This is a genomic window from Pseudomonas sp. LBUM1648, assembly GCF_059716145.1.
Map to the genome: position 1 here is coordinate 4,171,822 of NZ_CP166808.1, position 12,851 is coordinate 4,184,672.

The 12,851-nt window shown below is 53.8% G+C and carries 7 protein-coding genes; all 7 read right to left on the reverse strand.

What is annotated here, in order from left to right:
- Nucleotides 1–67 precede the first annotated feature (67 nt).
- The 7 genes from ACA043_RS18930 to ACA043_RS18960 all read right to left on the reverse strand — a co-directional run bounded on the left by ACA043_RS18930 (nt 68) and on the right by ACA043_RS18960 (nt 12,849).
- Nucleotides 68–3,691: a transporter substrate-binding domain-containing protein gene (locus ACA043_RS18930; protein WP_497659664.1), complete on the reverse strand. Its 3,624-nt coding sequence runs from the start codon at nt 3,689–3,691 to the stop codon at nt 68–70.
- Nucleotides 3,692–3,776: 85 nt separating this feature from the next.
- The gene (locus tag ACA043_RS18935) at nt 3,777–4,400 is read right to left on the reverse strand and encodes a TolC family protein (RefSeq protein WP_497657668.1); all 624 of its coding nucleotides are present in this window, start codon (nt 4,398–4,400) and stop codon (nt 3,777–3,779) included.
- Nucleotides 4,401–5,224: 824 nt separating this feature from the next.
- The gene (locus ACA043_RS18940; RefSeq protein WP_497657669.1) at nt 5,225–6,211 is read right to left on the reverse strand and encodes a fimbrial protein; all 987 of its coding nucleotides are present in this window, start codon (nt 6,209–6,211) and stop codon (nt 5,225–5,227) included.
- Nucleotides 6,212–6,224: 13 nt separating this feature from the next.
- Nucleotides 6,225–8,807, reverse strand: coding sequence for a fimbria/pilus outer membrane usher protein (locus tag ACA043_RS18945; RefSeq protein WP_497657670.1), 2,583 nt, complete (start codon nt 8,805–8,807; stop codon nt 6,225–6,227).
- 108 nt (nt 8,808–8,915) lie between these two features.
- On the reverse strand, nt 8,916–9,596 hold the full coding sequence (locus tag ACA043_RS18950; RefSeq protein WP_497657671.1) for a fimbrial biogenesis chaperone: 681 nt from the start codon (nt 9,594–9,596) through the stop codon (nt 8,916–8,918).
- 119 nt (nt 9,597–9,715) lie between these two features.
- On the reverse strand, nt 9,716–10,237 hold the full coding sequence (locus tag ACA043_RS18955) for a fimbrial protein (protein ID WP_497657672.1): 522 nt from the start codon (nt 10,235–10,237) through the stop codon (nt 9,716–9,718).
- Between the two features lie 983 nt (nt 10,238–11,220).
- On the reverse strand, nt 11,221–12,849 hold the full coding sequence (locus ACA043_RS18960) for a TolC family protein (protein ID WP_497657673.1): 1,629 nt from the start codon (nt 12,847–12,849) through the stop codon (nt 11,221–11,223).
- Nucleotides 12,850–12,851: the final 2 nt, after the last annotated feature.

A 12,851-nucleotide genomic window follows, 5' to 3' on the forward strand; every position in this document is an offset into this window, starting at 1 on the left:
GCGTGCCAAAGTTCTTCAGACGTCTGAACATTTTTCTCTTGTATGCCTTATCCAACTGCAGCGGACTTTACGACGGCAAGCCCTGCAGCAACTGGACCTCAAGAGCCTGAAGACAAGCGATTACGGCCTGCGCCTGCTGCCGACACCGCAACGGCTCGCCCTCCTCCGTAACCAGTCTCTCAAGCTCCAGGCACGCGGCGTCCAATGCACGATCGCCCGTCAGATGCGCGCCGCCCCGGATTTTATGGGAGCGTCTGGCTAAATCATCCCAATTGCCTTCCTTTACCAAGCGTTCCAGTTCGTCAGCGTCCAAACGGTGCGTCTGCACGATTTCGTTCACCAGAGGCGCATAGGACTCGGGGCTCAGCAGCCTGATTTTGTCGAGTTCGCTATCACCACCGATCTCTGCCTGGACTCGACGCTTGCTGGTCTGTTCCACTTCTGCAACCAGTAACGCAAGGGTTTCCATTCCCACCGGTTTAAACAGACATCGGGTCATTCCTGCCTCGAGACAGCGCTCGATGATTTCCGATTGAGCGTTGGCCGTCAGACCAAACACCGGGTGCAGACGCACTGCTCGCTGCTGCTCATCCTCACGCATCAAACGGGCCAATTGGTAACCGTCCATACGGGGCATGTTGCAGTCGGTAATAGTCAGGTCGAAAGGCGGTTGCGCGCTTCTCCATTGAGCCAGCGCCGCTTCGCCATCGTCGCAAGGCCAAGCCTCATGCCCCAGATACTCCAGCTGCCGGCACAGCAACAAGCGGTTTGGCGCGTGGTCTTCTACCACCAGAATCTTCAGTTTGTGGTCATGGGAGGATTCGAGTGCCGGCGATGCCAGACTGTCTTCAACCTGCACCACTTCAGCCTCGAAAATCAGGGTAAAGCTCGAACCCAGCCCCAACTGGCTGTCGACCTTGAGTTGCGCGTCCAGCAGCTTCGCCAGACTGGCACAGATGCTCAGGCCCAAGCCCGTACCCACGGCGCGGTTTGCTTGCGGATCGGCCTGCACGAAGGGCTCGAATATTTCCTGGCATTGGGTCTCGCTCAGGCCTTTTCCTGTGTCGCTGACTTGAATGGCATAACGGGCACGACCGGATTCCGTCTCGCTTGGCAACTCGCGCAGCATCAACTGCACGCTGCCCCGATCGGTGAATTTGATCGCATTGCTCAACAAGTTCGCGACGATCTGATTGAGCATCAACGCATCGATCATGACGCCACTATGCTGAACCTCGGTGACCAATCGATAGTCTAGATTCTTCTTGCGCGCATTGGTGTCGAACAGGCGGAATATCGATTGAGTCATCTCTCCCAGATGCGTCGGCCGCGGCGCCATGCTCATTTCGCCTGCTTCGATCTTGGAAAGGTCGAGAATATCGCCGATCAGTGAAAGCAAGGACTTGGCCGACTGATGAGCGACCTCCAGGCTCTCTTCAATATCCTCGGCATTGGCGCCTTTGAGGCGCAGCAGTTCGATCAAGCCCACCAAAGCACTGACGGGCGTACGAATTTCGTGGCTCATGCTGGCGAGGAATACTGACTTGGAGCGATTGGCTTCCATCGCCATTTCCTTGGCCAGGCTTAATTGCTCTATCAAGTGTTCGCGTTCAGTGATATCGAGCCAGCCGCCGATCACCCCGATGTATTGGCCATCGGCATTGTGGAATGGCAGCAGCCAGTGGTAGAGACGATGGCGTTGCCCTTGTATTTCAACGTCAATATCGGCAAATGCGGATTGCCCGTGTTCCAGGGTGTTGAGATAAGTCTGATGGTATTTGGCATTGAGCTCGTCACTGAACACCTGGCTTTCCATCAGGGTTTTACCCATCAGATTTTCGCGGGTGGCATTGAAGAAATTCAGGTAGGCCTGATTGCATTGAATCAGTCGCCCCTGCATGTCGCGCACATAAAGCGACACTGGCGCGCCATCGAGAAGCGTGCGGTTGAATTGCAGTTGATCCTCGAGATCACGCTCGGCTTTTTCTCGTTTCTGGATCTGCACCCTCAGATAGTAGTTCCATGCCAGAAATACCAGAAGCAATAAGGCCGCGCCAATCACCACCCGGACAACATGATCCTTATAAGTGTTCCACGGACTGGCCACAGCCGGTGCAGCGTTGTAACGCCAGCGATCGGACATTTCCGACAATTCTTCCGGCGGGATGGCCAACAACGCGACATCGATGATGTCCTTGAGGGTCTGATTGGCGGGCGATACGACCATGGAGATCATTGCCGGGCGAGACCCGATGACCGACGCGACGTGCAGATCGGCGTTGAAATGCTGCGAGATGAAATAGTCGGCACTGAACTTGATGCCGACAGTGCCCTCGACCTCTTTATCAGCAAGCATCTCAATGCCCTGGGTTGCACTTCGCACAATCACCTGATGGATTTTGGGATAGTGCTCTTGGACCCAGGGTGACACGGGATTGCCCCATACCATCGCAAGGCGCAAGCCATTGAGTTCATCCAGGCTGCGAATGCCTGCCTCGGTTCGCCGCGTAACCACAACGAATGGGCTGACGAGATACGAGCGACTGATCTGTTTCGGGTTAATCGAATGCTCCCCTTTGCTTAACGCCGCAATTAAATCGACCTTATTTTCCTGTAATTGATCTACCATTTCGTTGACACCGTTGTGGCGGACAATCTCGAACTTCAAGCCGGTCAACTGGCTGACTTTGTTGAGTACATCGGCCCCAAAGCCTTTGAACTGATTATTTTCGTCAAAGAAAGTCAGCGGCGCAGAAGAACTGGAGACCCCAACCTTGAGATTTTTGTGTGCCGCGATCCAGTCTGATTGCTCCTGTGTCAGATTCAACGAAGGACGAGCAACCACAAAGCTATTGTTCAAACCCCAGCGCGAGGTGATACGCAAGATGCTAGCAACTGGAATGGCGCCAAGCGATTGGTTGATTGCCTCCAGCAATTGCGGCCGACCGTTGCTGATAGCAAAGTCCAGATCGGTAACGCTGCCGCTGGAAGCGTCACCGGCGATGTAAACTTCATTACGGTAAAAGCGCGAAATCAGAAAGTCCGCGGTTACACAGTCAGTTATAAAAACATCAGCTTGGTCATAGGCTACGCCCGCTATCGCATTCAAATAGTCGGCATAGGGAACTAGCTTGCTGTTAGGGTATTTTTCTTTCAGTCGGCTCACGGATGTACTGCTGTCGGCAATATAGGCCAGACGTTCACCACTCAAGTTGAAGGTCGACTTGTGGGTTTGATTGACCCGTCGGACGATGACCTCGCGGTTCAGCAGGTATGGTTTGGATGCGGTGTACAGCAGGTTGTCATCCTCGGCGACATCGCTCAAGGCCAACATGTCCACTTCACCTTTCGCCATCGCCTGTAAGGCTTCATCTCGAGTCGGGTAATGTAGCAACCGAAAGGGTATTCCCAACATTTGCTGCAACAACCCAAGCATGTCGGCTGTCACCCCTTCGAACCCGTCGGGGTCGAGCCCCAAGAACAGCGGCGGGCGCGTCCTCCCCCAATAGGCTATCCGTACCGAAGATCTGGAAGCGAGCCATGCCTGAGTCTCGGCACTGAAAGTCACGGACGGCGCCAGCTCGGGCGTACGCACGATCAGTCGCGTTTCGGTGGCGGCAAAGGCAGCAGCTTGTCCGAGAGCCAAAAAACACAGCAGGCAGAGAGAAATGCATAAGTGGGCAACGGGCATCTTTTTCAAAGAGATCTAGATCCTGAGTGAGCGGAAACACAAGTCATGGGTACTACGTAAGATGTGCGTCCTCGGCTTTTGAAGTTCATTCCTTGCCTTGCAACCACTGTGTGAGCGTCCCGGCACTGGCGTATTGGCGCAGGATAGATTGATAGCCATCAAAGCGATTGGTGATTTCACTGACCTGATTGCCGTAATGGTCGTTTTCGGCAGTGAGAACGTCAAGCAGGGTGCGCTTTCCCAAATGGTGCCACTGTAAGTAAAAGGCTTCGCGAATACGATCTGATTCCGCCGATAGATTGCGGTACAACTCGGCCCGCTCCAGTTGAGTGCGCGCATCATTATCCGCGGTGCGAATCTTGAATTCCAGGTCGCGACGCTGCTGTGCGGTTTCGTGCCGGCTGGCGTCGGCACGCTGAAGGGCCGCGCGCTCCGACGCTCGAGTGGAGCCACCGCGGAACGCGGCCCAGCTCATGCTCAGATTGGTCTGCCACGCCTGCTCGCGGCCGAGTGAATCTTCAGCGGTGTTCTTACTGACGATCCAGTTCAGTTGCGGCAAACCCGACGCTCGCACAGCCTTTGCCTCGAGCTCCGCCGATTCTGCCTGCGCGGCAGCCTGAAGAATGGTCGGGTGATTCTGCGCGGCAGCCAACAATCGCTGCAGATTAGTGAGTCCGATGCTCCATTCGCGTTTGTCAGGAATGGCCACGGTGCGCTCAGGGCCACTTGGTAACCGGGGCGTCTTGTGGACCATAGCCAACTGTAGCGGATTTTATGACGGCAAAGCCATGATGCCTCGATGCTTTTAGCGGTTAGACAAAGCTTCCAGAAACTCGGGAGTCGGGTAGCCGTCAGCCGGCAAGTCGAACGACTGCGAGTAGTACCGATCGCCTTGCGGGTAGTGGTCCCAATGATGCCGTTGGTGTTAACCCATAGAGCGCACCATCGGTCAACTGATAATCAAGTATCAGCAGGTCGGCTGGTTCGTCACGCCCCCCCTCCATCAACTCACGACTCGTGTGAAGCCCCCCACGACATTGAAGTTGGGCTCCAGCGCTAGACGGTTCTCCAACGCTTGACGAATCAACGCATGATCATCGACCAGAACAATTCGCAACGGCGACAACTACCGACCACTCATAGCGCTAAAACTCCAGTCAATGAACGATGCCAAGACATACGAAGGGAAACTCAAACTTAATCCGAACAACACAGCCATAGCAATCATCCGCTTCGCTACTTTGCCGCCATCGTTTCCATACAAGGCCAACTCCATGGTAAACATCCTCTAAGTTGCATTTAGAGAAGTCTTACTGCCGCTAGCACCCATTGCAGTGCCCAAACAGGTCCCTGAACATGGTAATGTCAAACACTTCCGTTGAACGAGAGGAACCCAACATCCTTAGCCAGAGGCCTCACAACGTATTCGTTGCTGCCAAGGGGAGAGACAACATGCAAAAACTGCTTGCGTGACTAACAGGTTCTAATTGCCAGCCACGCCACCTTGCACATTAAAACAGCCCTTTAACTCTCTTAGTTATAAGTCAGGGTAAAAGTTGCCGTACTGTTGGCCTTCCCTCCAGTGACGGTCGCGCCGCTCTGGTAATAACGCGCCACTAAAGGGATGGAGTACATGCCGTTGCTGGGCACTGTCCCTACCGCAATAGGGGTTCCCAGCGTGACCGGCGTACCATTGTGGAGCAACTGCAGCCCCACACCAGTTGCGACGGTTTCAGAGGGAAACGGATCCAGCGCCAATACTCCTGCAACACCGGAACCGTCTGGGTTACCATTAAGTGTAAGTTGGATTTTTGTATTGGCATCACAATCCAGCGGAATATCGAACGACCTTTCGGCCACCGTACTTCCAGGTCCTGTAAAATCGGTGAGCGGTATATTATTTCCCATGGGGACGGGAATGGAGCTATTCGTGACCGAGCACGCCACCGGGACGATCGTATTAGTACCGGACAATGCGACATTTGCTGTATAAAACTGATTCCAGATAGAGGCTCTGGCCACGCTACCAAGCGTAAGCGTTCCCGCCCCAACGGCACCCGCTACTGTTTTAACAAGTTCAACTTGCACCCCCTCAATAGAAACAAACGAGTTACCTGGAGCAGGTTGAAGATAAGGCACAACCGCACCAGAAGATGTATTTGTTGTACGAATACCGACACCATCAATATTAGTATTATAAACATTATTACCGTAGCTGCTAACAGTGGTAAATCGCCAAGGCGACCATTGATATGTCCAAGCTGTACTACAGCCAAAGAATGAGACTGCACCATTATAGGCACCGGTATTTTTTTTCGCTAAGACCGTTCCAATCGGGCTGTCTCGCTGTACGACAACCGGACCAAAATTGACAGTCCTGCTCAACTCCGAAGTTACACCATTAGTAAAATAACATGCTGCCAAAACTGCGTTCGAGAAGGTACTTAAAAGCACTACGACACCGGTATAACCCAGGAGCTTCATGGGACTAATTAAGGAATTAATTTTAAAAATGGTCATGAATCTGTTTCCCCTATCTGCAGCTTGTCGATAATGTACGGATGGCGCTGAAAGCCCCTTGTTTTTCAACCTGAGAAGGCAAGGTAAAGTCCGCCGTACATTGTTGGTCGACCCCATCCCCCCACCGCACAAATATTTTCCCCGACTCCGGCACACCACTCAGATAAGCTTCACCGGCCAGACCAACCACCGCGCTGTTTGGTGAGTCGGTGGAAACCTCCACTAAAGTGGCACTGGCTCCAAATGGCACAGGTTTACCCAAATGACTGAGGGTGATCAGAGCACGGCTGCCGACCCGGGTTTGGAAATCGGCCAACACCACCGCTCCCTTGGTAGGAATCACCGTTTTGGTATTGGTATCGATATCGACGTCGTCAGCCAGCGACTCCGTGTCCAACGCCACGCGGTTTCGGCGATAGGTACTGACATACGGCACCACGGCATAACCACGCCAGTCAGTGTTAACACCGGTATTGTTTTGAACCTTGGCACCAGCGGCACCGGGTGCGCGCACCAGGGCAAGGGTTTCACCCTGTTGTTGAGAGAACGTCACGCCGTAAGGGTGCGCCACGATTCCGCCTTGCAGCCCGTAGTTCAACTGCTGCGAGCTGTAGTCGTAGTTGTAACCGGCTCGGGCTTCACCATAGGTGCCCTGGTAGTTGGCGCTGGCGCTACCACTACTGCCCACCCCTTGGTTGGCATAGGCCTGTTGTACGTTGTAGTTAAGGTTGTTATCCGCCAGCGCAGTGCCGCTCAGGCCCACATCTTGAGACGTTTGCCCCTGTTTGTTGGTATTGAGGTTGTAACTCGCCCAGCTGTTAGGCAGGGTATTGCCCAAGGGCACCTGCACGCTGAATGCCAACTGCTGATCATTGTCATTGTTGCCGCTATTGCCGGGTGCCTGGGTGTAGGTGTAGCTCACTCCGTAAGTAACGCCGCGATGGCTCAGGTTATAGCCCGCCGTCACGCTGCGCTCGAACCCGCTCTGGCGCCAGAAATCCTGTTGATAGCCGTTGACGTAAAAGTTACCGTAATCGCCTAGGGCTTGGTTGATATAGAGCTGGGCCCTGCTGCGTTTGTTGTAGGTTCCACGCCAGTCGTTGAAGTTCGCCGGATCGATCTCGTTGGCTTCCTGAAAGTCATAGTAACCGCTGGTGGAGTAACGGTACCCCGCCAAGGTAAAACTGGTGCCCGTGGCCTCGATATCTTTCGCGTATTGGAAACGATAGGACTGACCACTGTGGTCAGAGCCATCGAGCAGTCCGGTCTTGGCTTGAGTCACGTCCACAGAAAGCGACCCCCAGTCACCAAATCCTTTACCGACGCCAAGGCTACTTGCGGCATAACTTTCTGACTTCAACAGTCCACCATACATGGTGAAACCATGGGGCAAGCCATAAATCAGCGTACCTTGTGCAAAGGTCGGCGTTCTGCTCTCAGTGTTCTTCGAACGGTACTCACCTGCGGTCAACGAATACTTCAAGCGCCCTTCGCGGACCATGACCGGTACTGCGGAAAAGGGTTGAACAGAACGACGCTCGCTACCATCCGCCTCGGTAATGGTCACTTCCATGTCACCACTGGATGACGTGGGATACAAATCGGTAATCGTGAAAGCGCCTGCCGGTACGTACGTCTGATAGATGATGTAGCCATTTTGCCGCACGGTAACTTGGGCATTGCTTTTGGCGATACCGCGCACGACGGGCGCAAACCCTTTGAGGCTGTCGGGAAACATGTTGTCGTCCGAGGCCAGTTGCGCACCACGAAACAAAACACTGTTGAACACATCGCTGGGGGTTGAGCTGTCACCCAACGTCAGCTGGCCTTTCAACGCGTGAACATCGCGCTGGGCGTAACTGTCAAGGGTCGCCCAGTTACTCTTGCCGAAGTTGGCGTTGTAGGTGGAGTAGTTGCGTAATCGCCACTCACCCAGGTTCAACCCGCTGCGCAAGTTCAGGTAATAACTGTCATCGGTACCCGAATTGTCGTTGTGTGAAGTATTGGCACCGCTGAAACTGTAATTCAACAGCCCGGCTGTAAGCCCTTGATCCCAGAGCATGGGGTCCACGTACCCTCGGGCCTCGCTGGTAAGTGCCGCCTGAGGTATGCTGACATCCAAGCGTTGCTGAGTGAAATCAAAGCGGCTGCTGGCATCTGGAATATAGTCGGACAACTTACTGATGATGCTTGATGCAGGCAGTTGACTCAACGTCGGAAAGGCATCCAGCTTTACCCCCATCTCTTGCAATTGCTGCGGGTTCAACTCGGGCTGCAACTGACCATCGATATCGACAAAGTTGACGTCTCGCGTGGTGAGCCGATTATCGTTCATATAGATATCGACCCTATAAGTGCCGGGCAGCTGCCCCCCCTGCTTGGAGAATTGCCCTAGATCAATAGACTTCTGTCCTGGCGCACCAATTTCCAACGCTTGGGGATTGAAATAATCCGCCGCCAACACTGATGAAGGCAGCACTACCACACCCAAAACCAACTGTGCGGTGATCAACGACGCTAGAGGAGTGGGCTTGAAAACAAATGGTAAGCCGCTCTCTTCTCGAAAGGGCGCGTGATTATTACAATGTTTTCTCATACTAACGATCTCCACCCAACTTCATGCAGCACAGCGACATCCACACAAAAGCGGGTAGTTGTTCCAGCGAACGGGAATTAAATAGGGGGGATAAACAGAAACCAGGTTTCAGAGAGGCGCGCCGGCGGCTGGAGTCACACCACCAAAATCGTTAATCGCCTGCCAACCGACCGGGCCAACCGCGCCTTGTGGCAATGTCCAAGTCAGTGAACTTTGCGGGGCCACCATGCCTGCATCCTTGACTTCTTTATCACCCACACTTACGCGAAAAAAAGAAACATTGTAGGGCGTCGAATTATTGACTTTCAATTGATTTCCGACGCGAGAAAATGTCAGCGCCTTATAAGCTTCGGCGGGTTCTCCACGCAGACCGGCCGGGCGATAGAACAACTTAATACGTGTTTTCACCGCCAGTTGAAGTTGGTTGGTACTCGACTCTTCAGAGGGAGAAATGGACTTGATATTCATCCAGAAAACCGACTCTTTATCCTCAGGTAACTGTCCTCCAGTACGAATGATGCGAAGCATGTTCTCCTGTCCGGCGTCCAGGCGAAACAACGGTGGCGTGATGATAAAGGGGGCTTTTCCCGTGCCCACAGCCGATGAATCCTCCACCCAGGACTGAATCAGATAGGGGGTTGTTTTTTCAGGGTTACTAACGGAGATGGAGGCTTCTTTTTTCGAACCGTCATAAATCACTCGGGTTCCCCCCACAATCACGCCTGCCCAAGCGCTATGAGCCACGCCAATGAGACAACCGGCAACGCAAACGGACTTTGGCCAATTCATTGATTAGTTCTCCTTGCATACAAATTTTCCAGAAGGCTCCAGAGACAAATCATTTGTCTTTGACGAAAAAATGCTATGCCGAGCCCCCTGTTATTTAGGCGCTCGGCACACCGAGCCTGTTAGTTATAATTGATCGTGAAATCGCTGGAGGCAATCGTCGACCCTGGGACGACTGTTCCGGTAGCCACCAACTTGGCATAGAAAGTCAAGGTAGTATCGCCAGAGGACGAAAGCGCATTGCTGGCAGATGGGGTGCCAATTGGAATGAGGGTGGAGGAATCGTCCTCATATAAACCGATAGCCACGCCAGTGGCGACACCGCTTCCCGTTGGAATGCCCAACAGACTTGGGTTCGCTCCATCCGTTGGACCATCAAACTTTACAGTGGCCGAAGTCAGTGCGACAGGGCAGCTGGTGAGCACGATTTCAATCTTAGTTGGAGAAGAAGAATCACCCACGTTGGCCAGACCAGCCGCACTGACCGTTTTGAAATCCACCGTTTGCACTCCGGTAACCGGTGTAATAGTACAAGTGGTAGCGCTAATGTTACCGGTGAAGTTTAGTTTTCCGTCAGCGGCGCTGGCGACACCGGCGGAGGTGGAACCGGCTAGCAGTGCAAGAGCAATGAGTTCTTTTTTCATAATAATGATCCTTGTCACGTTTGGTTGCGCGCTATTTATCTGAAAGGCAGTATCGCGGCGTGCTTACCTTGAAAGGGTCGCCTTGCACTATGAGGATGACCGCGGTTTGCGTTGCCACAGAGGGTTCTCACAATATGCGCGAAATAAGCGAGCCTTGTAGCAAGACCTAATTGTGCGGTCGTGAATATTTCGGTACATGCCAATCGAGTGAAACTTTGACAGGTTCCCTTCCATCAAAAAATGAGATTCGTCTCAAATTCGACTCTAAGATTGGTGTGATCGCAATCTGTTAGGCAATAGCCACTAGTCGCCACAGCCAGTGCGTCGGTTGTACTAACTTTCATATTGCGCCAACACGAGTAACTCCGACCTTTCCCGAGCGGACAAGCGCAGCTCTCGAGGTGTAGCCTCGAACATGAGAATTTGGCGCTTGGGAAGATTGATGATGGTCAACACCAACCTTATACCTTACGAGGCGATTTCATTCGTGCAGCACGAGAAAGCTGGAGCCTGAACTTGACACCTCTATAATGGCTACCTCGGATGATGGTCATATCGATCACATCTATCAAAGCTTGGCTATCATGCCGAATGAAAAATGAATGAGAATCACCTGGGGCAGACATTCCAGTACATTTGTAAGCGCATGACTATTAGCATGTAGCTTGCCCTCCAATAAATTAAATCACCTAGCTACTACTCCCAAGATCCCCGGATATCACACTTATCCGCAGAAATTAGCCTCCTTTCTGACTCGCATAGTAAAAAATCGAGCAATCTCCCTCGATGTATCAGGCACTCAGGGTGCTTAGCCCCCCTACAGACTTTATTCTTTCGCGACAGACTTTAATAATTAAGATCACAAGCTGAGGGAAATGCACAAGTGGAAAACGGGCATCTTTTTCAAAGGAATCTAGATCCTGAATAAGCGGAAACACAAGTCATGGGTACGACGTAAGATGTGCGTCCACGGCTTTTGAAGTTCATTCCTTGCCTTGCAACCACTGTGTGAGCGTCCCGGCACTGGCATATTGGCGCAGGATAGATTGATAGCCATCAAAGCGATTGGTGATTTCACTGACCTGATTGCCGTAATGGTCGTTTTCGGCCGTGAGAACGTCAAGCAGGGTGCGCTTTCCCAAATGGTGCCACTGTAAGTAAAAGGCTTCGCGAATACGATCTGATTCCACCGATAGATTGCGGTACAACTCGGCCCGCTCCAGTTGAGTACGTGCATCATTGTCAGCGGTGCGAATCTTGAATTCCAAATCCCGACGCTGCTGAGCGGTTTCGTGATGGCTGGCGTCGGCACGCTGAAGGGCCGCCCGCTCCGAGGCGCGGGTCGAGCCACCGCGGAACGCGGCCCAGCTCATGCTCAGATTGGTCTGCCACGCCTGCTCGCGGCCGAGTGAATCTTCAGCGGTGTTCTTACTGACGATCCAGTTCAGTTGCGGCAAACCCGACGCTCGCACAGCCTTTGCCTCGAGCTCCGCCGATTCTGCCTGCGCGGCAGCCTGAAGAATGGTCGGGTGATTCTGCGCGGCAGCCAGCAATCGCTGCAGATCAGTGAGTCCGATGTTCCATTCGCGCTTGTCCGGAATGGCGACCTGGCGCTCGCCCACCAGCTTGTGCAAGGTGATTTCAGCATCCCTCGCCTTCGCCCCCGCCGTATCGCGCAGGGCCTGGGCTTGCAGTAGCCGCGCCTTCGCTTGGGTCAATTCGCTTGTGCGGCCGGGGTCCACAGCCACGATGCCGGCCAGCATATCCACCAGTTCTGTCATGCGGTTGGCGAAGTCCTGGCTGAGATCACCAATGATGCGTTGCTTGCCCAGTTCGACCAGGGTCATCACCACCTCAAAGCCGATGTTTTCCTTTTCGGCGGCGAGATTTTCATCGGCGGCAGAGGCCAACCGTTTGCGACTTTCAATCGTATTGTCGACCCGCCCCCAGTCATACAGCATGGTGGACACTGCCACATTGACGCCGCCGGAACCCTGCTCGTTTTCAGAGCCTTTGCCGAACTGCAAGGCCTGGGTCTGGGTGCCCACATCAATCTGCGGCCAACGTTGACCCTCTGCCGCTTCTACATCGGAAACCGCGGCCTGTTGCTGTCCGCTGGAACGCAGCACGGCGGGGCTGCGCGCCACAGCGGCCTCCACCGCTCGACGGAAAATCGCCTGCAACTCCCGCTCCGACGGGCCGACGACTATATGGCCATTGCGTGCACGCTCAGCCATACGACTCGGCAGACCGGTATAAGCCAGGGCGGAGACGCTGCCGACCTTTGGGTCCGCCTGACGCAAAGGCTCCCGGGCAGTAACCCGCCCGCCTGACTTGCCCGATACAACGGAATCGACCTCAGAGGCCTTCTCAATGGACGCCCTGCCCGCCGGCACCACCTGGGTGAATGCAAGCGTGCCGTCATTGGCTACTTTCTTTGCCGCACTGCTCGCAGCGGCGGGCCGGCGCTGTTCCGCTGACGTCGGTTCCGGCGTGAACTGCAACAGTTCGTCGTCAGCCTGCGTGACACCGACATGCATCCCGGCCAGTACCCATACCGATACCCACCGAGCAATCGAATTCAGTGGAAAACTGCAAGAATTACGCACCATGT

Excerpts from the sequence above, each read along its gene's own strand:
- ACA043_RS18930 (WP_497659664.1), bottom strand. The coding sequence starts at position 3,691 with ATGCCCGTTGCCCACTTATGCATTTCTCTCTGCCTGCTGTGTTTTTTG.
- ACA043_RS18940 (WP_497657669.1), bottom strand. The coding sequence starts at position 6,211 with ATGACCATTTTTAAAATTAATTCCTTAATTAGTCCCATGAAGCTCCTG.
- ACA043_RS18945 (WP_497657670.1), bottom strand. The coding sequence starts at position 8,807 with ATGAGAAAACATTGTAATAATCACGCGCCCTTTCGAGAAGAGAGCGGC.
- ACA043_RS18950 (WP_497657671.1), bottom strand. The coding sequence starts at position 9,596 with ATGAATTGGCCAAAGTCCGTTTGCGTTGCCGGTTGTCTCATTGGCGTG.
- ACA043_RS18955 (WP_497657672.1), bottom strand. The coding sequence starts at position 10,237 with ATGAAAAAAGAACTCATTGCTCTTGCACTGCTAGCCGGTTCCACCTCC.
- ACA043_RS18960 (WP_497657673.1), bottom strand. The coding sequence starts at position 12,849 with ATGGTGCGTAATTCTTGCAGTTTTCCACTGAATTCGATTGCTCGGTGG.